The organism is Amycolatopsis sp. GM8 (genome assembly GCF_021653975.1).
Lineage (GTDB): Bacteria > Actinomycetota > Actinomycetes > Mycobacteriales > Pseudonocardiaceae > Amycolatopsis_E.
In genome coordinates, this window is sequence record NZ_JAJKFK010000003.1 from 697,066 (window position 1) to 723,659 (window position 26,594).

A 26,594-nucleotide genomic window follows, 5' to 3' on the forward strand; every position below is an offset into this window, starting at 1 on the left:
GTGTTGGTCACGTCGTGGAAGGACGGTTCTGTTTGGTCACGTACTTGTGGCTGGCTTGCGTCACGTTCCCCTGAGGTGCGGTGGGGAAGGGCTCGGCCTGATTCCAACCCTAGGGTCGGCACAAGGGATGTCATGACGCCTCCTCGGCGGTCCTGGGGACCCGTGAGGGGCCCGCGCTTGCCCGCCGCACTGCGCGGCCGGCCAGGTCCTCACCCGGGGCACCCCACCGCGGTTGGAGGGTTGCCGGCCAGCAAGCCGGGGCTACGCGCTGGCACTCATGACCTACGCGAACCTTATCAGCGTCCCGTCTCGCCGCGCCAGCGGGCCAGCGGACCGGCCCGGTCGACCGCGCGCAGCCGCCGTTCCGCGGCCACGAGTGCCCCTTCGGTCGCGACCACCAGCAGCTGGTCGCCCTCCTGCAGCCGGGTGGTGCGCTGCGGCGTGAAGCTCGACCCGCCGCGCACGACCAGGCTCAGCGTCGCGCCCACGGGCAGCCGCAGCTCGTTCAGGTACACGCCGTGCAGCCGTGACCCGGGCTGGATCCGCACCTGCAGCAGCGCGGCGTCCAGCTCGTCCAGCGCCGCCGCGTCGACCTCGATCTCCTGGGGCTCGGTGTCCCGCTCCAGCCCGAGCCACTTCGCGACCGGCGCCAGCGTCGTGCCCTGCACCAGGGTCAGCACGATGACCAGCACGAACACCGCGTCCACGAGCCGTTCGGCGCCGGGCACGCCATGGGCGAGCGGGATCATCGCGAGCACGATCGGCACCGCGCCACGCAACCCCGCCCAGGACAGGAACGCCTGTTCACGCCAGGGGACCCGGAACGGCAGCAGCGCCAGCAGCACCGACAGCGGGCGGGCGAGCAGCAGCACCACGGCCCCGGCGACCAGGCCCGGGATGATGGCGTCGACCAGCCGTTCCGGCGACGCGAACAGGCCCAGCAGCACGAACAGGCCGATCTGCGCGAGCCAGCCCATCCCCTCGGCGAACGACAGCGTGTCCGAGCGGTGCGGCAGCCGGGAGTTGCCGAGCACCAGCGCGGCGACGTAGGTCGCGAGCAGGCCGGACGCGTGCGCGAGCTGACCCGACGCGTACGCGACGACACACACCGCGACCGTCGCGAGCGGGTACAGGCCGGTGGCGGGCAGCGCGGCCCGGCGCAGCGCCCACGCCCCGGCCCAGCCGAGCAGGGCGCCGATCGCGAGGCCGGCGAGCAGTTCGTAGATCTCCAGCAGCGGTAGCGTCCAGTCCACCTCGGTGGTCTCGACGAGCGCGACGACGAGCAGGTAGGCCGGGGCGTCGTTGATACCGGACTCGAGCTCGAGCGTGCCGACGAGCCGCTTGCGGATGGCGACCGTGCGCAGCATCGAGAACACCGCGGCCGAATCGGTGGACGCGAGCACCGCACCCCACAGCAGGGCGATCCGCCAGTCGAGCCCGAGCAGCCAGTGCAGCGCCGACCCGGTGATCGCGACGCTGATCGCGACGGCCACAGTGGACAGTGTGATTCCCTGCCACAGCGCGGGTTTCACCGAGGACCAGCGGGTGGTCAGGCCACCTTCGGCGAGGATCAGCACGAGCGCGGCCAGGCCGAGTGACTGGGTGAGCGACGCGTCGGAGAAGCGGATGCCGAACCCCGCCTCGCCGAGCAGCACCCCCAGCCCGAGGTAGATCAGCAGCGAGGGAAGGCCGACCCGGGTGGACAGCCGGACAGCGAGCACCGCGGCCAGCAGGACGGCCGCGCCCACCCCCAGCACGACCGGCAGTTCCGCCACCGTCACCTCCCCTGAAGAAGATTATTCCAGAGGGCCTGCGTGGCGGTGCCGGTGGCGGAACCTGAGGCGGCCCCTGGCTCCGGGATCGCCTCCTCATGAATGCCAATTCACCACGTCGGCGCTGTCCTCGCCAGGAACCACCTCAGAACCCGCAGCGGTGCGAGCTGCTTGCCCACAGCAAGCGGCTCCGCCGCTTCGAAAACATAGGCCCGGCACACATCGTAAAGAAACGCCCGAAAAATGCATGGACCGGGCGGCACAGCGCGCCGGATGCTTGTGCGCGTGCTCATCTTCTTCCATCCCGCCCGCGGCGGCGGTACCCGCGCCGTGCTGCATCGCGACGACCGTGTCACGCTCGAAATGCGGTCGTACGACCGGAAGTGGCGGGTACCACACGATCTGTCGCACGCCGTGGCCGAACGCGAGCTGGGGCTGAGCGGCGGCATCTTCGGCTGTATCGCCGGCGGCGCCCTGTTCTCCTCCGTCCGCGTGCTCGACGGGCGCACCCGGCACGACGCGGCCGCGCGCAGCCGCCGCCTGATCGCCTGCCACGAGCGGGATATCGCGATCGCCGAGCTGCTGTCCGGGATCGTGCACGACACGGTGGAACACCACCGCCCGAGTGCGTTCGCCGCCGCCAGAGCCGGGTGGGCGTCCGTGCGGGAGGATCCGTTCCCTTACGGTGAAATGGATTTACAACGTGCCACCAGTACTTTGACAAGACTTGCCGACGCGTTCGCCCACCTGCCACCCGGCACCGGGCTGCGGTTCGAATGGCCGCGGCGGCTCACCGCTGTCGCAGTGCCGACAACACGTCCTCGATCCCGGCCGGGGCCGCGTCCAGCTCGATGATCTTGTCGCGCCCGCGTTCTCCTTGCACCACAACGAGATCGCGGCCGCGCACACCGAGCTCCTTCGCGAGCACCTTCCGCACGGCCTCGTTCGCCTTGCCCTCGACCGCGGGCGCCTTGACGGACACGATCAGGGCGCCCGCGTGCTCGCCGCCGACGAAATCCCGTTTCGCGCCGGGTTTGACGCGGATCGCGAACCGCATCACGCCACGTCCAACCGGGCGCCGAGGCGCGCGAACGGTTCCGGGTCCAGCAGCCGGATCGCGCGATGCGGCTCACGCCCGAGCCAGCCCGCTGTGACGGCACGATCGAGCAGGGCAGCGGGCAGCGCGCCACCGAAGTGCTCGCGGCGCTCCGTCCAATCCAGACAGTCACGCAGCAACGGACGCCGCCCGCCGGCGGGCACCGGCACCCCCAGGTCCTCGAAGATCGCGCGGCCACGCGCTGTGAGGGCGAGCCCGGCCCCGACGTCGACCAGATCGGTGCGCACCATCCCGTCGCGCAGCGCGACCCCGAGCGTCCCGGCGACGTGGTCATAACAGGTACGGGCGAAGGCCAGCCGCCGCGCGCGCAGCGACTCCTTCAGCCCGCGTACGGGCCGGTGCCCGGCGTGCTGCGCGAGATGCTCGATGAGCTCCGCGACCCGCGGGCCGGCGATCCGCACGTAGCTGTGCCGCCCCTGCTTCGCCCCGGTGACGAAACCGCTGGCCCGCAGCTTCGTCACGTGTTCGCTCGCCGTCGACGGGCCGACCCCGGCGGCCTTCGCCAGCTCGCCGACCGTCCACGCCCGCCCGTCCAGCAGCGCGAGGCACATCGCCGCGCGGCTCGGCTCGGCGAGCACCGCGGCGACCTCGGCCAGCTCGACGGTTTCCATGACCATCACGCTAGCCCGCGGTCACAGCCCCCGCAGGAACGCCGCCGACACCGACACCGCGGGCTTCGACGAGTTGGATCCCAGCAGCAGCACGGAGAACGCCACATCGTCGCGGTAGCCGGTGAACCAGCCGTTGGCCTGACTGCCGTCCCCGAACTGCGCGGTACCCGTCTTGCCGAACACGTTGCCGCTGCGGGCCAGCCCGGTCGCCGTGCCGCCGGTGACCACCTCGCGCATCATCGACCGCAGCGCGGTCAGCACCGCGCCCGACGGGGCCTGGTAGCCGGTCGTGACCGACGTGTCCTGGCCCCGGACCAGTTGCGGCGTAACGGCTTTGCCCGCACTGACGGTCGCGGCCATCAGCGCGAGGCCGAACGGGCTCGCCTGCACCTTGCCCTGCCCGATCGCCGACTCGACCTGTTCCGCCGAGTTCGCCGACGGCAGAACCTTGCCCGCCTCAGTGGTCAGCCCCCGGATGTCGAAGTCCGAGTTGAGGCCGAACTGGCTCGCCGCCTTCGCCAGCGCGTCCGCCGGCAGCTGGGACGCCAGCTGCGCGAACGTCGTGTTGCACGAGTGCGCGAACGCCGAGTGCAGCGGCAGCGACGGCAGCGAGAACTGGTCGTCGTTCGGGATCGTGCGCTGCCCGATCTGCGCGGTGCCCGGGCAGGGCAGCACGGTGTTCGCGTCCGCCGCCCCGGCCTGCAGCACCGCCGCGGCGGTGGCGATCTTGAACGTCGAACCCGGCGCGTACAGCCCGGTCAGCGCGTTGCCCGAAGTCACCGAAGCGCTCTGCGCGACCGCCAGGATGTCGCCGGTCGACGGCTGGATCGCGACCAGCATCGCCGGGAACCCGGCCCCGTCGACGGCCGCCTGCGCGGCGGCCTGCGCCTTGCTGCTCAGCGAAGTGGTCAGTGCCTTCGCGTTCTCGGTCCCCTCGTTGTACACCGTGGTCGTCTTGTTGGCGGGGTCGACGAGCACGACCCCCCACGCCCTGCCACTGCCCGTGGCCAGCCGGCCGATCCCGGGCAGTACGAGCGGCGCGAACCCCGGGTCCACGGCCTTGGGACCGTTGGGCTGCCAGGTCATCAGCGCCTTGCCGTCGCGGTCGGTCACCGCGGGCCCCTCCGCGCCGGCGCGCACCACGAGCCGATCGCCGGGGGCCAGCTGCGGATGGATCGCGGCCGGCGTGAAATGCACCCGCCAGCCCCCGTCGCCGTGCACGAGCGAGAGGTCGTTGTCGTAGTTCCACACCCGCCCCTCGGCAAGGGTCCATTTCACATGGATGCCCGCCTTCTGGCCGGTGATCTGGCGCAAGGTCGCGGCGAACCCCGTCGGGGCGAGGCTCGCCCGGACAGCCGCGAAGGCGGCCACGGCGCCCGCCGGGTCGTCGGTCAGCGCGGCGGCCGCCGCGTCGTCACCGGACGACCAGGCCCACAGGTACCGGTTGACGACATCGCCCGCGTCCTCTGACGACGGCCTGGGCGCGGCCGGGGGTGGCGTGTCCGAACCGCCGCGCAGCACCACGATCGCCGCCGCCACGATCGCGATCACCGCAACCGCACCGGCAGCCAGCACCCATCTTTTCGCGTTTCGCGACACGATTACCCCCGGCTTCTCTTGCCGGTCAATCGATCACGAACCGGACTTCGTTACTCCCACCCGGACCTTGACGCCCTCGCCGACAGTGCCGTCGAAACCGCCCTCGACCGGGCCGTAGGTGACCTCCACCGTCAAGGTCTCGCCCAGAACGACGCTCTCGTGTGCTTTCGCCGCCGCGACAACGTCTTCGGGCGCATCGACGGTCAGCTCGATGCGGTCCGCCACGTCGAGCCCCGCGTCGCGGCGGGCCTGCTGCACGACGCGGATCAGGTCCCGCGCGATGCCCTCGGCCGCCAGCTCCGGGGTGACCTCGGTGTCCAGCAGCACCAGACCCGAGCTCGCCGGCAGTTCCGCCGCGGCACCGGGATCCTTCGCGACCAGCCGCCGCTCGTACTCGTGGTCCAGCAGCTCGATGCCCGCGGCGACCAGCGCGCCCTCCGGCGACGTGGTCCAGTCCCCCGCCTTCACGGCCTTGATCACCTTCTGCACGTCCTTGCCCAGCCGGGGCCCGGCGGCGCGCGCGTTCACCGCGACCTCGAACCCGCCGTGCGCGGCGACATCCGTGCTCAGCTCGACCGTCTTGACGTTGACCTCGTCGGCGATGATGTCGGTGAAGTCCGCCAGCGACTCCGCGTCGCCCGCCGCCACCAGCAGCTTCGCCAGCGGCAGCCGCACGCGCAGTTTGTTGGCCTTGCGCAAGGAAAGCGCGGACGAGCACACCTGCCGCACCCGGTCCATCGCGTGCACCAGCCGCGGGTCCGCGGGCACCTCGTCGACCAGCGGCCAGTCGGTCAGGTGCACCGAGCGCTCGCCGGTCAGCCCGCGCCACACCGCCTCGGTGGTCAGCGGCAGCAGCGGCGCCAGCGTCCGGCTGGTCACCTCGAGCACCGTGTGCAGCGTGTCGATCGCGTCCTGCTCGCCGGCCCAGAACCGGTCACGCGAGCGGCGCACGTACCAGTTCGTCAGCACTTCCAGGAACTCGCGCGCACTCTGGCAGGCGCCCGCGACATCGCTGACGTCCAAACCGGACTGCACATCGGTGACCAGCTCGTTGGTCTTGGCCAGGATGTAGCGGTCCAGCACGTGCTTGGAGTCGGTCCGCCAGCGGCCCTCGACCCCGTCCGCGTTCGCATACAGGGCAAGGAAGTAGTACGAGTTCCACAGCGGCAGCACGGCCTGGCGGACCGCGTCGCGGATGCCCTTCTCGGTGACGACCAGGTTGCCGCCACGCAGGATCGGGCTGGCCATCAGGTACCAGCGCATCGCGTCGGACCCGTCGCGGTCGAACACCTCGTTGACATCCGGGTAGTTCCGCAGCGACTTCGACATCTTCTGCCCGTCCGAGCCGAGCACGATGCCGTGCGAGACGCACGTCTTGAACGCGGGCCGGTCGAACAGCGCCGTCGCCAGCACGTGCAGCAGGTAGAACCAGCCGCGGGTCTGGCCGATGTACTCGACGATGAAGTCGCTCGGGTAGTGGTGCTCGAACCAGTCCGCGTTCTCGAACGGGTAGTGCACCTGGGCATACGGCATCGACCCGGAGTCGAACCACACGTCGAGCACCTCGGGGACCCGGCGCATGGTGGACCGCCCGCTCGGGTCGTCCGGGTTGGGCCGGGTCAGCTCGTCGATGTAGGGCCGGTGCAGGTCTTCCGGGCGCACGCCGAAGTCCCGTTCCAGCTCGTCGAGCGAGCCGTACACGTCGGTGCGCGGGAACTCGGGATCGTCCGACATCCACACCGGGATCGGGGTGCCCCAGTAGCGGTTGCGCGAGACCGACCAGTCGCGCGCGCCCTCCAGCCACTTGCCGAACTGGCCGTCCTTGACGTGCTCGGGATACCAGGTGATCTGCTGGTTCAGCTCGACCATCCGGTCGCGGAACTCGGTCACCTTCACGAACCACGACGACACCGCGCGGTAGATCAGCGGGTTGCGGCAGCGCCAGCAGTGCGGGTACGAGTGCTCGTAGGTCTCGTGCCGCAGCAGTATCGCGCCCTGCCGCGCCGCGGAACCGGTGCCGTTCTTGAGGTCCTTGATGATGTTCGGGTTGGCCTCGAACACCTGCTGGCCCTGGTAGTCCGGCACGGTCGCGTCGAAGCGGCCCTTCGCGTCGACCGGAGTCACCGGGGTGATCCCGTACGTGTCGGCGACGGCCTTGTCGTCCTCACCGTAGGCGGGCGCCATGTGCACGACACCGGTGCCGTTGTCGGTGGTGACGAAGTCCGCGAGCAGCATCTTGTGCGAGTTCTTCGCGCCCGCGAAGTACGGGAACGGCGGGGCGTAGCGCAGCCCCTCCAGCGCGCTTCCCTTGTACCGCGCGACAACCGGCGGCTCTTCGCCGAGTTCCTTGGCATACGCCGGAACGCGGGCCTCGGCGAGCAGAAAGCGCTTTCCGCCGGACTCGACGACGACGTAGTCGAGGTCCGGGTGCACGGCAGTCGCCTGGTTCGACGGCAGCGTCCACGGCGTGGTCGTCCAGATCAGCACATACGCGCCGTCGAGATCGGTTCCGTTGCCCTCCAAGCGGAACCCCACGGTGACGGCCGGGTCCTGGCGGCTCGCGTAGACGTCGTCGTCCATCCGCAGCTCGTGGTTGGACAGCGGCGTCTCGTCGCGCCAGCAGTAGGGCAGCACGCGGTAGCCCTCGTAAACCAGGCCCTTGTCCCACAGCTGCTTGAACGCCCAGATCACCGACTCCATGTAGGTCACGTCGAGCGTCTTGTAGTCGTGCTCGAAGTCGACCCAGCGGGCCTGGCGGGTGACGTACTCCTGCCATTCCTTGGTGTAGCGCAGCACGGACTCGCGGCACGCCTCGTTGAACTTGGCGATGCCCATCTCGTCGATCTGCACCTTGTCGGTGATGCCCAGCTGCCGCTCGGCCTCCAGCTCCGCCGGCAGGCCGTGGGTGTCCCAGCCGAAGCGCCGCTCGACGCGCTTGCCGCGCATGGTCTGGTAGCGCGGCACGATGTCCTTGACGTACCCGGTCAGCAGGTGCCCGTAGTGCGGCAGGCCGTTGGCGAACGGCGGGCCGTCGTAGAAGACGTACTCGTTGTTGCCGTGCACACCCGGGTCGCGCGCCTCGATGGAGGCCCGGAAGGTGCGGTCGGATTCCCAGTACGCCAGCACGTCCTTTTCCAGCGCGGGAAAGGACGGCTGGGATTCGACCTGGCCCGGGGTCTGCTCCCCCAGTGCTGCCTTGGGGTACATCGGTGCGCTCCTCGCGGTTTCGTCGCTCTCGTAAGGGATCTGGCGATCCCGCACGGGGACGAGACGCACCGGCCGGCGCGTTCCGCGGTACCACCCCGCTTGCCCGCGCACGTGCGGGCCGCTCGTTCGGCGGCTGTCACGGGCCACACCCGTCCGGTTCTACTGGGGCACGCGCCCGTTCTTCCGGAGGCTCCCCGGTGATGGCCGGATCGACGCCTTGCTGCACACCAGGCTAGCGCACCGCGCACCCGGTTATCGCGACGGCCGCCGCCCACACCGCCGCCCCCAGGATGCCCGCGGTGTGCAGCCCGGCAACCGACGTGCCGTAGTGCCCGAACACCGCGACCCCGAGCGCGCCGAAGGCCTGGCGCGCGGTGTTGTTGACCCCGCTCGCGACGCCGGCGCGCCCAGGCGGCACGTGGGCGACCGCCGCCGCGACGACCGCTGCCGTCAGCAGGCCCATGCCGATTCCGAGGCCGAGCCAGGCGGGCAGAACGAGCGCGTAGCCGGTTTGAGCGCGCAGCAGGGTTAGCAACGCTAGCGTTCCGAGCACCAGCCCGGCGATCATCGGTGGCCGCGGCCCGAAGCGCCCGACGAGGCGTCCGGTGACCGGGGCGAGCAGCGACAGCGGCAGGAACCCGGGCAGCAGCCGCACCGCCGCGGCGAGCGGCGGGTAGCCGAGCACGCCCTGCAGGTACAGCGTGAGCACGAGGATCATGCCGAGCCCGACGAAGTTCATCGCCCCCGCGACGAGGTTCGCGCCGACGAACTGGCGTGAACGCAGCAGTTCCCGCGGCAGCATCGGGTCGGCTGCCCGTCGCTCCACGGCGACGAACACGGCCCCGGCCGCGACGGCGACCACCCCGGCGACGATGGAGCCCTCGATCACGGCGAACACGAGCGCGGCCAGCGTGACGGCCGCGCTCGCCGCGCCCGCGAAGTCGATCCGGCGCCGAATCCCCCCGCCCGGCTCGAGGAGCCGGAGCGATCCGGCGATCGCGAGCGCGACGAGCGGGACGTTGAGCCAGAACAGGATCCGCCAGCCCGCCGCGGCCACGAGAGCACCGCCGAGGACGGGTCCGCCGGCGAGCGCGAGCGCCGACACCCCGGCCCACACGCCGAGCGCCCGCGCCTGCTCACGTCGCGCCGGGTACGCGCTCGTGATCACCGCCAGCGTTCCGGGCAGCAGCAGCGCCGCGCCAAGTCCTTGCAGCGCGCGAAAACCCACGAGCACCGGCCCGGACGGCGCGAGCGCGCAGCCCGCGGAGGCGAGCCCGAACGTCGCGAAGCCGGTCACCACGATCCGCCGGTGGCCCAGCACGTCCCCGAGCGCGCCACCGGCCAGCAGCAGCGCGGCCAGCACGACCGCGTAACCGTCGACGACCTCCTGCAACGTCGCGACCCCCGCACCGAGCTCGTGCCCGATGGTCGGCAGGGCGACGTTGACGACCGTGACATCGAGCTGCACCAGGAACATCCCGGCGCACATCGTCAGCAACAGCACCATGCCGCCAGGACAGCGCCGAAACGGTTCCAGCGCGGTGGAACCGTGCGGGTCGCATGATGGAGTCATGCGGGGCGACGCGGATATCGCCCGCACGGCCGCGCTGTTCGCCGATCCGGCGCGGGTGCGGGTACTGGTGGCACTCGCGGACGGCCGGGCGCTCGCGGCGTCCGTGCTGGCCGGCGAGGCCCGGCTCTCGGCGCAGGGCACGAGCGCGCACCTGGCGAAGCTGCGCGAGGCGGGCCTCGTCGTCGCGGAACGATCGGGAAGGCACCGGTTCTACCGGCTCGCCGGGCCGCAGGTGGCGGAGATACTCGAAACGCTCGCCCGGATCTCGCCGCCCCAACCCGTGACGTCATTGAAGACCGGCACCCGCGCCGAAGCGCTGCGCTTCGCCCGCACCTGCTACGACCATCTCGCGGGACGGCTCGGGGTCGCCGTCACCGCGGCGCTGCTGGAGCAGGGCGCGCTCGCGACCACCGACGGCCTGCCCACCACCGAGCGACGCGAACAGGACCGCCTCTCGGCGCCGATGGCGACACATCCCTATGCGCTGGGCCCGAAAGCCGGGCAGGTCTTCGGCGAGCTGGACGTGGATCTCGACGCGGTCGCGCGGCACCGGCGGCCGCTGCTGAAGTTCTGCCTGGACTGGTCCGAGCAGCGCCACCACCTGGCGGGCGCGCTCGGCGCCGAACTCGCCGCCGCCTTGCGACGGCTCGGCTGGCTGGCACCACGTACGCCCGGCAACCGGGCCCTGCGGCTGACGGAAACCGGGCGCGCCCAGTTAGGCGACCGGCTCGGGGTCAGGATTTCGCGGCGGTGAGGAGCTTCGCGTCCGGCGTGCAGCGGGCGCACGGGGTGAAGCCGAGATCCCGCGCTTCCTTGACCGCGATCGGGATCGTGTCGCGCGTGCCGAGCCAGGGGCAGCCCAGGACGTGGTAGCGCGGGTGCTCGTCGACCACGACGACCTCCGCGTCGAGCTTCGCGACCTGCTCGGCGTCGACGGTGGAAGTCGCCTCCACCGCGGGTTCGCCGTTCTCGTCGTCGACAGCCGCGGGCACCGGCTCCGGCTCGTCAGAGGGCTTGGCCGGCTCGGTGCGCTCGACCGGTTCCTCGACGACCTCGGCGTCCACTTTGGTCGCCACCGCGCGCGCCGCGCGGCGACGGGCGGCGCGGCGGCGGGCGAAGTCCGCCACCAGCAGCAGCGCGGCGAGCACCGACAGCGCGATCGAAACCCAGGCCCACAGCGAGTTCGCCGTGATCAGTGCCGTGACCAGCAGCCCGAGCGCGCCGAGGACCAGGATCAGAACGATGTAGAGCACGCTGAATTACAACACGAACCACGCCGGGAAACGGTTCCGACCCTCGGAGAGTGCCGGAACCGTTTCGGTGCGTGAGGATGAAACCGTCAGCCAGCTTCGGCGCGCGGACCGAACGAGTAGCCCTGGCCACCACCGGACGAGCCGGCGGTCGCGGAGGCCGACGCCGGGGCCGCGGAACCGCGGTCGTCCAGCTCGCGCAGCTGCGACTCCAGGAAGCCACGCAGGCGGGTCCGGTACTCGCGCTCTATCGTGCGCAGTTCCTCGATCTTCTTGCCGAGCGTGGACTTCTCGGCGTTCATGTTGTTCATCGTCTCGGTGTACTTGCGCTGCGCCTCGCGCTCCATCGACGTCGCCTTGTCGCGCGCCTGGCGTTCCAGGGTCTCGGCCCTGGTCCTGGCGTCGTTCAGCATCGTCTCGGCACGGGTGCGCGCCTCGTTCACCATCGAGTCCGACTTCGACCGCGCGTCCGACAGCAGCTGCTCGGACTTGGCCCGGGCCTCGGCGAGCATGCCGTCGGACTCGGTCTTGGCCTCGGCCGTGAGCCGGTCGGCCATCTCCTGCGCCAGCCCGAGGACCTTGGCGGCCTGCACGTTCGGCTCGCCGGCATCGGCCATCGAGTGGGCCTGGGTCTGCTCCACCGGGGACGGCGGCGGCACCGGGGCCAGTCTCCGCGACGTCTCCTGGGTGGGGCCGCCGCCGGCACGGGCGGCGTCCAGGTCGCCACGCGCGGACTCCAGCTCGGCATCGAGTTGCTCGACCTGCTGGCGCAGCTCGTTGTTGTCCTCGATCAGCCGGGCCAGCTCGGTCTCCACCAGGTCGAGGAACGCGTCCACCTCGTCCTCGTTGTAGCCCCTCTTGCCGATGGGCGGCTTGCTGAACGCGACGTTGTGCACGTCAGCGGGGGTCAACGACATCAGATCACCTCACGCACTCCATGGCCTGCTCCGACATCCCGGGTTTCCCCGAGTCACCCGGGATACGCCAGTTGCATCAGTATGAACACAACCAACAGCAGCACCATAATCGATAAGTCCAGTCCGACGCCGCCAATCCGCACCATCGGGATGATCCGCCGGACCAGCCGGACCGGTGGGTCGGTCACTGTGTAGATGGTCTCGAGCGTCACCGCAACCCCACCCGCCGGCCGCCACTCGCGGGCGAAGGCGCGCACGAGTTCGACCACGACACGCGCTGTGAGCAGCAGCCAGAAGACGAACAGCACGTAGTAGACGACAAGCCAGAGCACATCCACGCCACCACTCTGCCACACCTCGCGAAGGCTCCTCGCACCCGAGACGACCGAACTGTCCAGGTCTCGTGACCCGGTTGTGATTTATCCAACGATGTCACCCGAACGGAGCAAGATCTCACTCGATGTCATCGGGCAATTACACCTCTCCGGGCACACACCGACAGACCACGGTGGCGCTCGGTGATGAAAGAAGACCTCGGTACCGGAAGATCAGTGCCGGACGATCAGTGGCGGAGGAAGAGCCCGCCCTCGGCGATGCGGCGGCGCTCCTCGGCGGTCACCTCGACATCGGGCGGCGACAGCAGGAAGACCTTGTTGGTGACGCGGTCCATCGAGCCCCGCAGCGCGAACGCCAGCCCGGCCGCGAAGTCCACGAGCCGCCGCGCGTCGGCGTTCGCCATCTCGGTCAGGTTGATGATCACCGGCGTGCCCTCGCGGTACGCCTCGCCGATCGCCCGCGCCTCCAGGTAGCTCGAGGGGTGCAGGGTCGTGATGCGGCTCAGCGGGTCCCGCTGCGGCGCGTGCGCGGTCTCCGCCACCGGCCGCAGCCGCGCGACGGGCTCCGGCTGCCGGTCGACCGCCAGCGCGCCGTGCACGGACGGCTCACGGCCGCCCCGCGGGCGGCCCACTGGTTCGTCGTCGTAGTCCGACCGGTAACGTCGCCGGGAGCGCGGCGGCTCCTCCTCGTACGCGTCGTACGAATCCTCGGCATAGTCCTGCCGGTAGTCGTCGCCGTCGTACTGGTCGTAGCCGTCGTACTCGTCGCTGTCGGCAGGGATCATGCCGAAGTAGGCCTTCAGCTTGCTCAGCGCACTCATGCCTCTCCCTAGCCGCTCCCCATCACCCGCCGGTCGTCACGCACGTCCGGGTGATCCGCTCTCCAGCGAGGCTAAACCGCGCCCGCCGAGCAACGCGGTTCCGACACGCACACATGTCGAACCGTGCCGGATCGCCTGTTCCAGATCGCCGCTCATCCCCGCGGACAGCTCAGTGGCCCCGGGATGGTCCCTACGCAGGCGTTCGGCGGCCTCGGCCAGGCGCTCGAAGGCCGGGCCGGGATCCGCGCCCAGGGGCGCCACGGCCATCACACCGCGCAGCCGAAGACCACCCGTGCGGGCGATGTACGCGGCCAGCTCGGGCAATTCCGGCAGCGGAGCGCCACCACGCCCCGGGTCGCCGTCGATACTCGCCTGGATCAGCACGTCCAGCCGTGGCCGCCCTTCGGCCAGCACCGCCTTGTCGAGCGCGTCCGCGAGCCGGACCGAGTCCACCGACTGGACCTCGTCGGCCCAGCGCACCACCGAGCGCGCCTTGTTGCGCTGCAGCCGGCCGACCATGTGCCAGCGGATCGCCGCGTCCGGCCGCAACCGGCCGACTTCGGCGGCCTTCGTACCCGCCTCCTGGTCACGGTTCTCGGCGAGATCGGTCAGCCCGAGATCGGTCAGCAGCGCGGCGTCCGACGCCGGGAACGTCTTGGTGACGGCCAGCAGCCGGACCTCCTCGCGGGCACGCCCGGCGGCCGCACAAGCGCCGCGCACCCGTGCCTCGACCCGGTCGAGCGCGGCGGCCAGCTGAGCCTGCCGAGTGCTCACGGCCGTTCCCGCTCCCCTCGTTCCTCGGTCCGCGAGAACGCCCGCGAGGCACGAGCCGCCAGTGTCGATTTGAGCGACTCCTCCCTCCGGTCGTCGCCGCTCATTCGTGCTCGGTCCAGGTCAGCGCCGCGATGCGGCCGGTGGTGCCGTCGCGGCGGTAGCTGAACAGGCTCTTTTCCTCGAACGTGCAGCGCGGGTCCACGCCGACCTTGCCGACGCCGGCGTCCGCGAGCTGCTGCCAGAGCCCGGCCCGCAGGTCGAGCCCGGGTGTGCCCTTGCGGGTTTTCGTCGCGCTGCCGGGCAGATGCCGCTCGACGTCACGCGCCATGTCCGCCGGGACCTCGTAGTCCTGGCCGCAGATCGCCGGGCCCAGCAGCACCTCGATGCGGCTCAGCTCGGCCCCGGCGTCCCGCATCGCCTTCAGCGTCGCCGGGAGCACCCCGACCCGCGCCCCGACGCGACCGGCGTGCACTGCGGCGACGACACCGGCCTCGGCGTCGCCCAGCAGGATCGGCACGCAGTCGGCGACGAGCACCGCGACGGCGACGCCGGGCGTCGCGGTCACGAGTGCGTCGGTCGCCTCGGCCGGGCCGTCCTCGGCGCCGTCGACGACGGTGACGGTCCGCCCGTGCACCTGTTCCATCCAGGCGATCTTGCCCAGGCCCAGCTCGGTGGCCAGCCGCTTGCGGTTGGCCGCGACCGCGGCGGAGTCGTCACCGACGTGGTCACCGAGGTTGAAGGATTCGAACTCGCCGGTCGAGGCCCCACCGGCCCGGGTCGTCACTACCCGTCTGATCCGCACGCCTCCACTTTCCCACGGAGGCGGGGTCAGCGGCGCATGAAGGGCGGCACGTCGACCTCGTCGTCCGAGGGGTCGTCGGTGACCGGCACGGCCCGGCCGGGCAGGCTGCCCTGACCGCCGCGCGGCGCCGCGTAGCCGCGACTGGACCCGCCGGGCTGCGGCAGTGACGGCGACTGCGGCTGCGCCTGGTAGCCGGCAGGCGGCGCCGTGCGCGGCGGTGCGACCGGCGGCGGGTACGCCCCGGACGCGGGCGGCGGCGGCGTCGCCGGCGGCGGCGGGGTGCGCACCTGACCGGCCTCGGCGGACACCGTGCTGCCCGCCGGCCGTGACCCGAGCGCGGGCGACTCGATCTTCTTGTGGGTCGGCGCGCCGGCGTCGAACCCGGCCGCTATTACCGTGACCCGGACCTCGTCGCCGAGCGAGTCGTCGATGATCGTGCCGAAGATGATGTTGGCGTCCGGGTGCGCGGCCTCCTGCACGAGCGAGGCGGCCTCGTTGATCTCGAACAGGCCGAGGTCCGAACCACCCGCGATGGACAGCAGCGCGCCGTGCGCGCCCTCCATCGAGGCCTCCAGCAGCGGCGAGTTGATCGCCTTCTCCGCGGCCTGCACCGCGCGGCCCTCGCCGCGGGCCGAGCCGATGCCCATCAGCGCGCTGCCCGCGCCGGACATGACGGACTTGACGTCGGCGAAGTCGAGGTTGATCAGACCGGGTGTGGTGATCAGATCGGTGATGCCCTGGACACCGGAGAGCAGCACCTCGTCGGCCGAGCGGAACGCGTCCATCAGGCTGACGCCGATGTCGCCGAGCTGCAGCAGCCGGTCGTTGGGGATCACGATCAGGGTGTCGCACTCGTTGCGCAGCGCCTGGATGCCGTCCTCGGCCTGCTTGCCGCGCCGCTTGCCCTCGAAGGTGAACGGGCGGGTCACCACGCCGATGGTCAGCGCGCCGAGCTTGCGCGCGATCGAAGCGACGACGGGCGCGCCACCGGTGCCGGTGCCACCGCCCTCGCCCGCGGTCACGAACACCATGTCGGCGCCCTTGATGACCTCTTCGATCTCCTCGCGGTGGTCCTCGGCCGCCTTGTGCCCCACTTCGGGGTTGGCGCCGGCTCCCAGGCCGCGGGTGAGTTCGCGGCCGATGTCGAGCTTGACATCGGCGTCGGACATGAGCAGTGCTTGTGCGTCGGTGTTCACCGCGATGAACTCGACACCCTTGAGGCCGACCTCGATCATGCGGTTGACGGCGTTGACGCCGCCTCCGCCGATGCCGACGACCTTGATCACCGCGAGATAGTTGTGCGGGGGCGTCATCGGGTCCGCCTTCCTGATCGTGAGTCTCGTACCGCTCGCCCGGAGTGGCACAACCGGAAACCTCAACTCAAGGTTTAGAGTTATGTCAACTTCTGGCTTGTTCGAGGACGGTAGGGATCAGGCAGGCAGGAATCCAGCAGCCACGCCGCGTGTCGCGGAAGGCTTTTTCGCCACAACACTTTCGCGCGCCCGGACTCCCCCGTCAAGGCGTCCCCCGGGTGACCGCAAGGGATTCGGCGGCACCAGGCCACAGTGGACAGTCGCGCGACGGGCGGGTCAGGAAACCGTGGGCAGCTCGGGGCTCGCCACGTCGTAGATCTTGCCGTCGCGGGTCATCAGCACGGACAGCACCTTCATCTTGCGGTCCGGTTCGTCCGCGCTCCCCCAGCGCACGATCTTGCCGTTCGCCAGGGTGAACTCGACGCCGCCGGGGGTCTTCGCGCGCACCGCGGTGACCTGGTCCTTGAGTGACTGCGGCAGCGACGCCAGCACGGCGGTCACCGACCGGGTCGCCGCGTCGTCCGGGGCGACGTGCGCGAGGCTCAGCTCGGGCAGCTTGTCCGGCTTGTTCTGCACCGTCTTGTAGTCCAGGCCCGTGCTGTCGACGAGGTGTACCCCGCCAGGCCCGGTGAAGAACGCGATGGGCGTGCGTTCGGTCACGGTGATGTCGAGAGTGGACGGCCACGAGCGCGAGACGTCCACCGACGCCACCCCGGGCAGCCGCATGACCCGGGCGGCGATCTCGCCGGTGTCGATGAGCATCATCGGCTTGCGGTCGGGTACCTCGGCGGCGGCGCGGATCTGGTCCGCCGGCACCGCCGCCGCGCCCTCGATCTCGACCGAACGCACGCCGAGGAACGACGTGAAGAACACCAGGTACACCAGCGTGAGCACGGTCAGCACGCTGAGCAGCGCGATCCACCGGCGGCGCGCGCCACGGCGCCGGCTGAGCCCGGTCCCGGTGCGGGTGCGCGCGGTCAACGGGCGGCGGCCCCGGTGGCTGCGCACCGGGGTGTTCCGCCGGGCCGACGGCCGGCGCCGCTCCTCCCGCTGCCGGGTGACCACCTCAGGCTCCCGCGCGCCGGTCTAGTTCGGCGAGGATCTCCGGGCCGAGCTGGGTGACGTCCCCGGCGCCCATGGTGACCAGCAGGTCCCCGGGCTTGACCAGGTCGGCGGCCAGCGGCACGACGCGGTCGAACGCCGGCTCGTAGTGCACCCCGGCGCCGGAGATCCGGTCCGCGATCAGCGCGCCGGTGACGCCCGGCTCCGGCTCTTCGCGCGCGCCGTACACGTCGAGCACGACGACCTCGTCGGCCAGCGACAGCGCCTCCGCGAACTCGGTGGAGAACAGCTTCGTCCGCGAGTACAGGTGCGGCTGGAACAGCACGACCACGCGCCCGTTGCCGGCCGCGTGCCGCACGGCCCGCAGCTGCGCGGCGACCTCGGTAGGGTGGTGGGCGTAGTCGTCGTAGACCCGGACGTCCCCGGCGCGGCCCTTGAACTCGAACCGCCGCCGCACCCCGCCGAACGCGGCCAGCCCCTCGGCGAGGCCATCGACCGGCGCGCCCAGCTCGATCCCGGCCAGCAGCGCGGCGACGGCGTTGAGCCCCATGTGCTCGCCCGGCACCGCGACCGGCACGGTGAGCTGCTCGCCGTCCAGCTCGATCCGCACCGCACCACCGGTTTCGGTCGCGCGGTACTCCAGCACGCGCGCGTCGCGGGCGCCGGTGACGGTGCGGCCGTAGCGCTGCACGCGAACCCCGTCCGCGGCGGCCCGGTCGCCGAGCGCGTCCGCGCCCGCGTCGTCGCCGCACACGATCAGCAGCCCGCCGGGCTGGATCCGCCCGGCGAACTCCGTGAACACCGCCACGTACGCCTCGGGCGTGCCGTGGTGGTCGAGATGGTCCGGTTCGACGTTGGTCACGACGGCGACGGACGGCGAGTAGGTCAGGAACGACCCGTCGCTCTCGTCGGCCTCGGCGACGAAGATGCCGCCCTCACCGTGGTGCGCGTTCGCGCCGGACTCGTTGAGGTCGCCGCCGATCGCGAACGACGGGTCGAGCCGGCAGTGCTGTAGCGCGACGGTGAGCATCGAGGTGGTCGACGTCTTGCCGTGCGTGCCCGCGATGCACGCGACGCGGTGCCCGTCCATCAGCAACGCGAGCGCCTGTGCCCGGTGCAGCACCGGGATCCCGCGTTCGCGGGCCGCGGCCAGCTCCGGGTTGGTGTCCTTGATCGCGGTCGAGACCACGACGGCCGTCGGGTCGGTCAGGTTCTCGGGGCGCTGGCCCACTTCGATGCGCGCGCCCTGGGCCCGCAGGGTCAGGAACGCGCGCGAATCCTTGGCGTCGGAGCCGGACACCTGCCCGCCGCGGGCCAGCAGGATCCGGGCGATACCGCTCATGCCCGCCCCGCCGATACCGATCAGGTGCGCGCGCTCCAACTGGCCGGGGACACTCACTTCGCCGCCTCCAGCACGATCTTCGCCAGCACCTCGTCGGCCTCGCGGTGGCCCATGCCGACCGCGGCCGCGCTCATCTTCGCCAGCCGGTCCGCGTCGGTCAGGCGCGGGATGACCAGTTCGGCCACCTTCGCCGGGTTCAGGTTCGCGTCCTCCACCAGCAGCGCCGCGCCCGCGTCGACGGCCGGGCGCGCGTTCGTGGTCTGCTCGCCGTTGCCGATCGGCAGCGGTACGAACACCGCGGGCAGGCCGACCGCGGACACCTCGGCCGCGGTCATCGCGCCGGACCGGCACAGCACCATGTCCGCCGCCGCGTACGCGAGGTCCATCCGCTCCAGGTACGGCACCGGCACGTACGGCGGGCGGCCCGGAAACTCCTGCACCACAAGGGTGTTCTTGGGTCCGTGCGCGTGCAGCACGCCGATGCCCGCGTCCGCCAGCTCCTTCGCCGCGCCGGACACCGCGTTGTTGATCGAGCGGGCACCCTGCGAGCCGCCGAACACCAGCAGGGTCGGCGCGTCCGGGTCGAGGTCGAAATGCTTGCGGGCCTCGGCGCGCAGCGCGGCGCGATCGAGGGAGGTGATCGAACGCCGCAGCGGGATCCCGATCACCTCGGCCTTCGGCAGCGGCGTGTCCGGCACGGCGACGGCCACCCGCTTGGCGAAGCGGGCACCGACGCGGTTCGCCAGCCCCGGCGACTGGTTGGCCTCGTGCACAACGATCGGCACGCGCCCGCGCGCGGCCAGGTACGCCGGCAGCGACACGTAGCCGCCGAAGCCGACCACGACATCCGCGCCGACCCGGTCGAAGATCTCGCGGGCCTGCCGGACCGAGTCCCGCACCTTCAGCGGCAGCCGCAGCAGGTCGGTGGTCGGCTTGCGGGGCAGCGGCACCGGCGGGATCAGCTCCAGCTGGTAGCCGCGCGGCGGGATGAGCTCGTTCTCCAGGCCTTTGGGGGTGCCCAGCGCGACCACGGTCGCGTCGGGGCGAAGGCGCTTCACCGCGTCGGCGAGCGCCATGGCGGGCTCGATGTGTCCGGCGGTGCCGCCGCCCGCCACCACGACGGTGGGGGCCGGTCCGGTGACCGCGCCGGTAACGCCTTCAGTCACGTGGTTCCTCTTCGCGTCGAACGTCTACCGTAGTCTGCCCGGCCCTGGCGCCGGCGCTCCGCCGGCTGGGCGGAGCGGGTCCGGCGGGCGGACGGCCGGGCCCCGCGGGACGCGCTCGCGCGCCCACCGCCGCGCCGCTTCGCCGGCGGGCGGTAGACCTCGGGCGCGGGCAACCGCAGGAGACGCCCGAATTTACCCGGTCCCTGCGTGCGCAGTGCGGCGACCGACTCGGGTTCGTGCCGGGCCGCGTTCGCCAGCAGGCCCATCAGGAACATGGTGACCCAGATCGACGTGCCACCGGCGGAGATCAGCGGCAGCGTGACCCCGGTGACCGGCAGCAGCCCGACCACGTAGCCGATGTTGATCCCGGCCTGGGACACGGTGAACACGGTCAGCGTGCCGGCCACGATCCGGATCCACGGGTCGAGGTTGCGGGTCGCGATGCGCAGGCCGACGATCGCGAGCCCGACGAACAGGCCGATCACCACGACACAGCCGATGAAACCCAGCTCCTCGCCGATCACCGCGAAGATGAAGTCGTTCTGCACGTTGGGCAGGTACGCCCATTTCGACGGTCCCTGGCCGAGCCCCTTGCCGAACAGCCCGCCGTCCGCGAGCGCGTACTTCGCTTGTGTGGCTTGATAAGCGGCGCCGCTGGTGTCGTTGGCGGGCGAGAGGAACGAGAGCACGCGCGAGGCCCGGTAGCTGGCGGTCAGCGCGAGCACCACGACCGCGGCGATACCGCCCCCGAGCAGCACCGCGAAGAGCCGTTTCGGCGCGCCGGCGAACCACAGCAGCGACGCCAGCACCACGCCGAGGGTGATCGTGCCGGACAGGTTGGGCTGCGCCAGCACCAGCGCGAACATCAGCAGCGCGACCGGTACGACCGGGACCAGCAGGTGCCGCCACTGGTGCAGCAGCTGGTACTTGGTGACCAGCACGTGCGCGCCCCACAGGGCCAGCACGACCTTGGTGAACTCGACCGGCTGCACCGAGAACCCGCCGATCACGAACCAGCGTTGCGCGCCGCCGCCCGCCGAGCCCAGCGGGGTCAGCACCAGCGCGAGCATGCCGAGGCAGATCAGCACGGCCACCGACGACAGCGCGCGGGTGCGCTTGAGCGGCAGCCACAGGCCCAGCCAGAACACCAGCATGCCGCTGGCCACGAACACCAGGTGCTTCTTGAACAGCGAGTACACGCCCGAGCCGGTGGCCGGGTCGACGGAGGCGACCGAGGACGCCGACAGCACCATCACGACGCCGATCGAGGTCAGCAGCCCGGTCAGCGCGAGCACCAGGTGGAAGTCCGCGAGCGGCCGGGAAAGCCAGGCCGTCAGCGCGGTGTAGACCGACCCGAGCCTGCTGTCGCCTCGCTGCTTGCGCCGCGGTCTGTGCTCACCTGCCTCGGGCTTCTCCTCAACCGCGGTCATCCGCGCCGTCCCGGAGTCCACGCACGGCGTCTGCGAACGCGTCGCCGCGGTGCGCGTAGTCCCGGAACTGGTCCATCGATGCCGCGGCCGGTGCCAGCAGCACGACGTCACCTGGACGTGCCAGCACCCGGGCCGCCTCAACCGCCGCGTTCATGGGCTCATCGTCACCCGGCGGCACCTGCCGGACGGGGACATTCGGCGCGTGTCGCGCGAGAGCGGCGGCGATCACCCCGGAATCGGTGCCGAGCAGCACCGCGCCCCGCAACCGGTCCGCCACCGCGACGACCAGGTCGTCCACGTGCGCGCCTTTGAGCAGCCCGCCCGCGATCCACACGACATCGGGATGGGCGAGCAGCGATCCGGCGGCGGCGTGCGGGTTGGTGGCCTTGGAGTCATTGATGTAGCGGACGCCGTCCAGCTCGCCGACCTCCACCGACCGGTGCGCACCGGGCTGGAACTCGCGCAGTCCCTTGGCGACGGCGTCCGGGCCGACGCCGTGTGCGCGAGCGAGCGCGGCGGCGGCGAGCGCGTTGGCGAGGTTGTGCGGACCGGCGGGGCGCACGTCGGCGACCGCGCACAGCTCCTCCGCGCTGTTCACCGGGTCCTCGACATAGGCCCGGTCGACCAGCAGGTCCTCGACCAGGCCCAGCTCGCCGGGGCGCGGCGTGTCCAACCGGAAGCCGATGTGGCGCGCCCGCTCGTTCGCCTCGGCCAGCCGGGGCGACCACGGGTCGTCGGCGTTGTGCACCACGACTTCCGCGTGTCCGAGGAGCTTGCCCTTGTCGGCCGCGTACGCCTCGATCGAGCCGTGCCAGTCGAGGTGGTCCTCGGCGACGTTGAGCACCACGGCGGCCCGCGGGGCGAGGGTGTTCGACCAGTGCAGCTGGAAGCTGGACAGCTCAACGGCCAGCACGTCGTACCCGGCGTTGACCGCGTCCAGCACGGCGAACCCGACGTTCCCGCAGGCGACGGCATTGAGCCCGGCCGCGCGCAGGATCGACTCCAGCATGCCGACGGTGGTGGTCTTGCCGTTGGTGCCGGTGACCGCGAGCCACACGGGCGGCTTCTCCCGCCGCTGCCCGATCCGCCAGGCCAGCTCGACGTCGCCGATGACCTCGACCCCGGCGCCGGCCGCCGCGACCAGCAGCGGCGAGGTAGGACGCCAGCCGGGGCTGGTCACCACGAGATCGACGCCCACGGGCGGCTCGGTGAGCCCGGGCACCAGCTCGGCGCCCAGGCCCGCCAGCTCGGCGAGCCGGGCGACGTTGCCGTCGGTGACGGTGACGCGCGCGCCCAGCTCCAACAGCGCGGGTACCGCCGAACGCCCGGTGACCCCGGCGCCGGCGACGAGCACGTGACGTCCGGCGAACACGGGTACTAGCCTCCCGCGCCCAGCTGCTCGGAGTAGAACAGGCCGAGCCCGAACATGCAGCAGATCGCGGCCAGTAACCAGAACCGGATGATGACCGTGGTTTCCGCCCAGCCCGCGAGTTCGAAGTGGTGGTGGAACGGTGCCATCCGGAACAGCCGCCGCCGGGTTGTGCGGAAGACCGCGATCTGCAGCACCACCGAGATCATCTCGACCATGAACAGGCCGCCGATCACGATGGCCAGCAGCTCGGTACGGGTGGTGATGGACAGCCCCGCGACCAGCCCGCCGAGTGCGAGCGAACCGGTGTCGCCCATGAAGATCTTGGCCGGTGCGGCGTTCCACCACAGGAAGCCGATACACGCCCCCGCCGCGGCCGCCGCGACCACCGCCAGGTCCAACGGATCACGCACGTCGTAACAGGCGGCCTGCGGGCTGTTCACGCAGGAGAGCCGCTCCTGCCAGAACGCGATCACCACGTACGTCGCGAGCACCATCGCCGAGACCCCGCCGGCGAGCCCGTCCAGGCCGTCGGTGAAGTTGACCGCGTTGGACCAGCCGGACACCACGATGTAGACGAACACCACGAACAGGATCGACGGGAACGTGATCAGCGCCAGGTCACGCACGTAGGACAGATGCCGCGACGCGGGTGTGAGGCCGTACTTGTCGGCGAAGTTGAGCACCAGCACGCCGAACGCGACGGCGACGATCAGCTGCCCGACGAGCTTCGCGGTCTTGTTCAGCCCGAGGTTCCGCTGCTTGCGGATCTTGATGAAGTCGTCGAGGAAACCGACGACACCCAGCCCCACGGCCAGGAACAGCACCAGCAGGCCGGAAACCGACGGCAGCTGCCAGTTGATCAGGTGGGCGAGGAAGTAGCCGGCGACGGTCGCGGTGATGATCGCGACCCCGCCCATGGTCGGGGTGCCGCGCTTGGACTTGTGCCCCTGCGGGCCCTCCTCCCGGATCTCCTGGCCGAACCCGCGCCGGGAGAACACCCGGATCAGGTACGGCGTGAGTAGAATGGAGACCAGGAGGCCGATCCCCGCGGCGACCAGAATGCTGATCAAGCGACACCATCCTCGAGCAGCGCGTCCGCCACCCGCCACAGCTGGGTGTAGTTGGAGGCCTTGACGAGTACGACGTCACCGGGTTCGAGCTCCGCGCGCAGCAGCGCCGTAGCCGCGTCGGTGTCGGGCACCAGAACGGACTCCTCTCCCCAGGAGCCCTCGTGACTGGCTCCCTGGTGCATGGCCGCGGCCTCGTCTCCGACGGCCACCAGCCTGCTGATGTTGAGCCGGACCGCGAGGCGGCCGATCTCGTCGTGCGCGGACACGCTATCGGCACCCAGTTCGCCCATCACACCGAGGACCGCCCAAGATCGCCGGCCGCGGCTCATCGAGGCGAGCGTCTTGAGTGCCGCGCGGACGGATTCGGGGTTGGCGTTGTAGGCGTCGTTGAGGATCGTGACCCCGTCGGCGCGGGTGACGACCTCCATCCGGCGCGCCGAGCGACGCTCCACAGTGGACAGACGGGCGGCGATCGCGGCCACATCGGACCCGAGTTCGAGCGCGACCGCGGCGGCGGAAAGCGCGTTGCCCACATGGTGTTCACCGTGCAGCGCCAGCGTGACGTTCGCTTCGCCCCGCGGGGTGATCAACCGGAACGACGGGCGCGCCTGCTCGTCCAGCGTGATGTCCTCGGCGCGGATGTCGGCGTCGGGATGCTCCCCCACGTACACCACGCGCGCCTTGGTACGGCTCGCCATCGCGGCGACCAGCGGGTCGTCCAGGTTCAGCACGGCAACCCCGTCTTCGGGCAGCGCCTCGACCAGCTCGCCCTTCGCCTGCGCGGTCGCTTCCCGCGAGCCGAACTCGCTGGCGTGCGCGGAGCCGACGTTGAGCACGACGCCGATCCGCGGTGGCGCGGTCGCGGCCAGCTCGGCGATGTGACCGCGGCCGCGTGCGGACATCTCCAGCACCAGGTGCCGGGTGTGCTCGTCGGCGCGCAGCACCGTCCACGGGTGGCCGAGCTCGTTGTTGAAGGACCCGGGCGGCGCGACCGTCGGGCCCAGCGGCTCCAGCAGCTGCGCGATGAGGTCCTTGGTGGACGTCTTGCCGGACGAGCCGGTGACGCCGACGACGGTCAGGTCCTTCAGGTGCGTCACGACGTAGTGCGCGAGCTTGCCGAGCGCCGCGAGCACGGCGGCGCCGGACCCGTCGGTGTCCCCGGCCAGCACGTACGACCGCTCGTGCGCCCCGTCGCCGACCGGCGGCACGACCACCGCGGGCACGCCGACCGGCCGCGCGGCGAGCACACCGGCAGCCCCGGCCTGCGCCGCCTTCCCGGCGAACGTGTGGCCGTCGACCTTTTCCCCTGGCAGGGCAAGGAAAAGCCCACCGGGCCCGACCTTGCGGGAGTCGAACTCGACGCTGCCGGTGACTTTCGCGCTGCCGTCACTGTCGTGCACCGTCCCGCCGACGATGCTGGCGATCTCCGCCAGGCTGAGCGAGATCAAACGGATACTCCTGGTTGTCCCTCGAGCCGGTGGCGGATGGCGGCCGCCAGCTCGTCACGGTCGGAGAAGGGATGCACGACGCCGCCGGCCTCCTGGCCGGTTTCGTGCCCCTTCCCCGCGATCAGCACCACGTCGCCGGGCTCGGCCAGTTCGACGGCCTTACCGATGGCGGCGCGGCGGTCCCCGATCTCCAGCACCCGGCCGCCGGCGCGGGCGGCGCGCGCCCCGGTGAGCATCGCCGCGCGGATCAGCGCCGGGTCCTCCGAGCGGGGGTTGTCGTCGGTCACGATGAGCACCTCGCTGCGGCGCGCGGCGGCCTCGCCCATCATCGGGCGCTTGCCGGTGTCGCGGTCGCCGCCACAGCCGAGCACGGTGATGACGCGGTTGTCGGTGCGGGCCCGCAGGGCGTCCAGCGCCTCGGCGACGGCCGCGGGCTTGTGCGCGTAGTCGACGACGGCGGCGAACTCCTGCCCGAGGTAGACGCGCTCCATCCGGCCCGGCACCTCGACGTCGGCGAGGCCCTTGACGATCTCGTCGAGTGCGACGCCGGTGGTGTCCAGGATCGCGGCCGCGAGCAGCGCGTTGGCGATGTTGAAGGCACCCGGCAGCGGCAGTGTCGCGCGGGCGGCGCGGCCTTCGGGTCCGTGCAGCGTGAAGGACTGCTTGCCGGTCGGTGTGGTCTCGACGTCGGCGGCGGTCCAGGCGGCCTCGACGCCCTGCTGGGTCGACACGGTGATCGTGTGCGGCTTGACCAGTGCCTGGCCCCACGCGGTGTCGATGACGATGACCTCGGTGCTGGAGCGCCCGTCGAACAGCAGCGACTTGGCGGCGAAGTACTCCTCCATGTCGCGGTGGAAGTCCAGGTGGTCCTGGGAGAGGTTGGTGAACGCGCCGACGGCGAACCGGGTGCCGTTGACCCGGCCGAGGGCGAGCGCGTGGCTGGAGACCTCCATCGGCACGTGCGTGACGCCCCGCTCGACCATCACCGCGAACAGCGCCTGCAGATCCGGTGCCTCCGGGGTGGTGAACGCGCTCGCCAGCCGCTCGCCCGCGATCCGGGTCTCGACCGTGCCGATGAGCCCGGTGGTGCGGCCGGCAGCACGCAGCCCGGCTTCGACGAGGTAGGCCGTCGTGGTCTTGCCGGAGGTCCCGGTGACGCCGAGCACGGCCAGTTCGAGCGACGGCTCGCCGTAGATCCACGCGGCGACCGAACCGAGGACCGCGCGGGGATCGTTGTGCACCAGCACGGGCACCTCGGCATCGCGCAGTGCTGGGCGCTCGGCACCGGCCTCGTCCGTCAGCACGGCGGCGGCGCCCGCGGCGAGCGCCTCGGCGGCGAAGTCCGCGCCGTGCGCGCGGGCGCCGGGCAGCGCCGCGAAGAGGTCGCCCGGGATGACGTGCTGGGCGCGCAGCGTGGCGCCGGCGACCGCCGTCTCGTCCTGCCCGATCACCCGGGCGTCGGCGCGGGCGGCCAGTGTGGCGACGGGAACCGGCTCGATCCGCTCGGGCCGCGGCGGCGCGATCGCCGCCTTGACCGGGCTGTCCGGGACCTGCCCTTCATTGTTGACCGACACAGGCCGGAAGGTTACCGACGCGATGGTCCACTCCCGCGA

General features: G+C 71.5%; 23 protein-coding genes and 1 riboswitch. Of the genes, 2 read left to right on the plus strand and 21 right to left on the minus strand.

Annotated elements, in window-relative coordinates; genetic code table 11:
- Positions 1 to 168: 168 nt before the first annotated feature.
- Positions 169 to 283: riboswitch (SAM riboswitch) on the minus strand.
- A 13-nt stretch (positions 284 to 296) separates the two neighbouring features.
- Complete coding sequence (locus tag LOZ83_RS16625; RefSeq protein WP_236791610.1) at positions 297 to 1,775, minus strand: potassium/proton antiporter; 1,479 nt, start codon at positions 1,773 to 1,775, stop codon at positions 297 to 299.
- Positions 1,776 to 2,057: 282 nt separating this feature from the next.
- On the opposite strand from LOZ83_RS16625, the gene LOZ83_RS16630 reads away from it, so the two are divergent.
- Positions 2,058 to 2,627 (plus strand): hypothetical protein, encoded by a 570-nt coding sequence (locus LOZ83_RS16630; protein WP_236791611.1) that lies wholly within the window; start codon positions 2,058 to 2,060, stop codon positions 2,625 to 2,627.
- On the opposite strand, the gene LOZ83_RS16635 is transcribed toward LOZ83_RS16630, so the two are convergent.
- From LOZ83_RS16635 to LOZ83_RS16655, 5 genes are all read right to left on the minus strand, one after another.
- Positions 2,563 to 2,829, minus strand: coding sequence for a DUF167 domain-containing protein (locus tag LOZ83_RS16635; RefSeq protein ID WP_236791612.1), 267 nt, complete (start codon positions 2,827 to 2,829; stop codon positions 2,563 to 2,565). The genes LOZ83_RS16630 and LOZ83_RS16635 overlap by 65 nt on opposite strands.
- Positions 2,829 to 3,500: a helix-turn-helix transcriptional regulator gene (locus LOZ83_RS16640; RefSeq protein ID WP_236791613.1), complete on the minus strand. Its 672-nt coding sequence runs from the start codon at positions 3,498 to 3,500 to the stop codon at positions 2,829 to 2,831. The genes LOZ83_RS16635 and LOZ83_RS16640 overlap by 1 nt, the downstream gene beginning before the upstream one ends.
- Before the next feature lie 21 nt (positions 3,501 to 3,521).
- Entirely contained in the window at positions 3,522 to 5,051 is a 1,530-nt protein-coding gene (locus LOZ83_RS16645; RefSeq protein WP_236791614.1) for a penicillin-binding transpeptidase domain-containing protein, read from the minus strand.
- Between the two features lie 81 nt (positions 5,052 to 5,132).
- A complete protein-coding gene (gene ileS / locus LOZ83_RS16650) occupies positions 5,133 to 8,306 on the minus strand; it encodes an isoleucine--tRNA ligase (protein ID WP_236791615.1) in 3,174 nt (1,057 codons plus the stop codon).
- 232 nt (positions 8,307 to 8,538) lie between these two features.
- Positions 8,539 to 9,813 (minus strand): MFS transporter, encoded by a 1,275-nt coding sequence (locus tag LOZ83_RS16655; protein ID WP_236791616.1) that lies wholly within the window; start codon positions 9,811 to 9,813, stop codon positions 8,539 to 8,541.
- A gap of 64 nt (positions 9,814 to 9,877) precedes the next feature.
- Between LOZ83_RS16655 and LOZ83_RS16660 the strand changes: the two genes are divergently transcribed.
- Positions 9,878 to 10,633 (plus strand): helix-turn-helix transcriptional regulator, encoded by a 756-nt coding sequence (locus LOZ83_RS16660; RefSeq protein WP_236791617.1) that lies wholly within the window; start codon positions 9,878 to 9,880, stop codon positions 10,631 to 10,633.
- Here LOZ83_RS16660 and LOZ83_RS16665 read toward each other — a convergent pair.
- The 15 genes from LOZ83_RS16665 to LOZ83_RS16735 all read right to left on the minus strand — a co-directional run bounded on the left by LOZ83_RS16665 (position 10,614) and on the right by LOZ83_RS16735 (position 26,555).
- Positions 10,614 to 11,132, minus strand: coding sequence for a hypothetical protein (locus LOZ83_RS16665; protein WP_236791619.1), 519 nt, complete (start codon positions 11,130 to 11,132; stop codon positions 10,614 to 10,616). The genes LOZ83_RS16660 and LOZ83_RS16665 overlap by 20 nt on opposite strands.
- 86 nt (positions 11,133 to 11,218) lie before the next feature.
- Positions 11,219 to 12,046, minus strand: coding sequence for a DivIVA domain-containing protein (locus LOZ83_RS16670; protein ID WP_236791621.1), 828 nt, complete (start codon positions 12,044 to 12,046; stop codon positions 11,219 to 11,221).
- A gap of 53 nt (positions 12,047 to 12,099) precedes the next feature.
- Positions 12,100 to 12,384 carry a YggT family protein gene (locus LOZ83_RS16675; protein ID WP_236791623.1) on the minus strand — a complete coding sequence of 95 codons (285 nt, stop codon included), beginning with the start codon at positions 12,382 to 12,384 and terminating at the stop codon, positions 12,100 to 12,102.
- A 224-nt stretch (positions 12,385 to 12,608) separates the two neighbouring features.
- A complete protein-coding gene (locus LOZ83_RS16680; protein WP_236791630.1) occupies positions 12,609 to 13,202 on the minus strand; it encodes a cell division protein SepF in 594 nt (197 codons plus the stop codon).
- Between the two features lie 36 nt (positions 13,203 to 13,238).
- Positions 13,239 to 13,976 carry a YggS family pyridoxal phosphate-dependent enzyme gene (locus LOZ83_RS16685; RefSeq protein WP_236791631.1) on the minus strand — a complete coding sequence of 246 codons (738 nt, stop codon included), beginning with the start codon at positions 13,974 to 13,976 and terminating at the stop codon, positions 13,239 to 13,241.
- A 100-nt stretch (positions 13,977 to 14,076) separates the two neighbouring features.
- Positions 14,077 to 14,778 carry a peptidoglycan editing factor PgeF gene (gene pgeF / locus LOZ83_RS16690; protein ID WP_236791632.1) on the minus strand — a complete coding sequence of 234 codons (702 nt, stop codon included), beginning with the start codon at positions 14,776 to 14,778 and terminating at the stop codon, positions 14,077 to 14,079.
- Between the two features lie 26 nt (positions 14,779 to 14,804).
- Positions 14,805 to 16,091 (minus strand): cell division protein FtsZ, encoded by a 1,287-nt coding sequence (gene ftsZ, locus LOZ83_RS16695; protein WP_236791633.1) that lies wholly within the window; start codon positions 16,089 to 16,091, stop codon positions 14,805 to 14,807.
- A gap of 276 nt (positions 16,092 to 16,367) precedes the next feature.
- On the minus strand, positions 16,368 to 17,156 hold the full coding sequence (locus LOZ83_RS16700) for an FtsQ-type POTRA domain-containing protein (RefSeq protein WP_236791640.1): 789 nt from the start codon (positions 17,154 to 17,156) through the stop codon (positions 16,368 to 16,370).
- A 1-nt stretch (position 17,157) separates the two neighbouring features.
- Positions 17,158 to 18,552: a UDP-N-acetylmuramate--L-alanine ligase gene (gene murC / locus LOZ83_RS16705; RefSeq protein WP_308190224.1), complete on the minus strand. Its 1,395-nt coding sequence runs from the start codon at positions 18,550 to 18,552 to the stop codon at positions 17,158 to 17,160.
- On the minus strand, positions 18,549 to 19,661 hold the full coding sequence (gene murG, locus LOZ83_RS16710) for an undecaprenyldiphospho-muramoylpentapeptide beta-N-acetylglucosaminyltransferase (RefSeq protein ID WP_308190225.1): 1,113 nt from the start codon (positions 19,659 to 19,661) through the stop codon (positions 18,549 to 18,551). Before murG ends, murC begins: the two co-directional genes overlap by 4 nt.
- A complete protein-coding gene (gene ftsW, locus LOZ83_RS16715; RefSeq protein WP_236791647.1) occupies positions 19,658 to 21,091 on the minus strand; it encodes a putative lipid II flippase FtsW in 1,434 nt (477 codons plus the stop codon). Before ftsW ends, murG begins: the two co-directional genes overlap by 4 nt.
- Positions 21,078 to 22,463, minus strand: a complete 1,386-nt coding sequence (murD, locus tag LOZ83_RS16720) for a UDP-N-acetylmuramoyl-L-alanine--D-glutamate ligase (RefSeq protein ID WP_236791648.1) — start codon at positions 22,461 to 22,463, stop codon at positions 21,078 to 21,080. The genes ftsW and murD overlap by 14 nt, the downstream gene beginning before the upstream one ends.
- Before the next feature lie 5 nt (positions 22,464 to 22,468).
- Positions 22,469 to 23,533, minus strand: coding sequence for a phospho-N-acetylmuramoyl-pentapeptide-transferase (mraY, locus tag LOZ83_RS16725; RefSeq protein WP_236791650.1), 1,065 nt, complete (start codon positions 23,531 to 23,533; stop codon positions 22,469 to 22,471).
- On the minus strand, positions 23,530 to 24,981 hold the full coding sequence (murF, locus tag LOZ83_RS16730) for a UDP-N-acetylmuramoyl-tripeptide--D-alanyl-D-alanine ligase (RefSeq protein ID WP_236791652.1): 1,452 nt from the start codon (positions 24,979 to 24,981) through the stop codon (positions 23,530 to 23,532). Before murF ends, mraY begins: the two co-directional genes overlap by 4 nt.
- Complete coding sequence (locus LOZ83_RS16735) at positions 24,978 to 26,555, minus strand: UDP-N-acetylmuramoyl-L-alanyl-D-glutamate--2,6-diaminopimelate ligase (RefSeq protein WP_236791654.1); 1,578 nt, start codon at positions 26,553 to 26,555, stop codon at positions 24,978 to 24,980. The genes murF and LOZ83_RS16735 overlap by 4 nt, the downstream gene beginning before the upstream one ends.
- Between the last annotated feature and the right edge of the window lie 39 nt (positions 26,556 to 26,594).

Bases quoted from the DNA above. Each gene is read 5' to 3' on its own strand.
- LOZ83_RS16660 (WP_236791617.1), top strand. From the start codon at position 9,878: ATGCGGGGCGACGCGGATATCGCCCGCACGGCCGCGCTGTTCGCCGAT.
- ileS (WP_236791615.1), bottom strand. From the start codon at position 8,306: ATGTACCCCAAGGCAGCACTGGGGGAGCAGACCCCGGGCCAGGTCGAA.
- LOZ83_RS16680 (WP_236791630.1), bottom strand. From the start codon at position 13,202: ATGAGTGCGCTGAGCAAGCTGAAGGCCTACTTCGGCATGATCCCTGCC.
- LOZ83_RS16635 (WP_236791612.1), bottom strand. From the start codon at position 2,829: ATGCGGTTCGCGATCCGCGTCAAACCCGGCGCGAAACGGGATTTCGTC.
- LOZ83_RS16670 (WP_236791621.1), bottom strand. From the start codon at position 12,046: ATGTCGTTGACCCCCGCTGACGTGCACAACGTCGCGTTCAGCAAGCCG.
- LOZ83_RS16655 (WP_236791616.1), bottom strand. From the start codon at position 9,813: ATGGTGCTGTTGCTGACGATGTGCGCCGGGATGTTCCTGGTGCAGCTC.
- ftsW (WP_236791647.1), bottom strand. From the start codon at position 21,091: ATGACCGCGGTTGAGGAGAAGCCCGAGGCAGGTGAGCACAGACCGCGG.
- ftsZ (WP_236791633.1), bottom strand. From the start codon at position 16,091: ATGACGCCCCCGCACAACTATCTCGCGGTGATCAAGGTCGTCGGCATC.
- LOZ83_RS16640 (WP_236791613.1), bottom strand. From the start codon at position 3,500: ATGGAAACCGTCGAGCTGGCCGAGGTCGCCGCGGTGCTCGCCGAGCCG.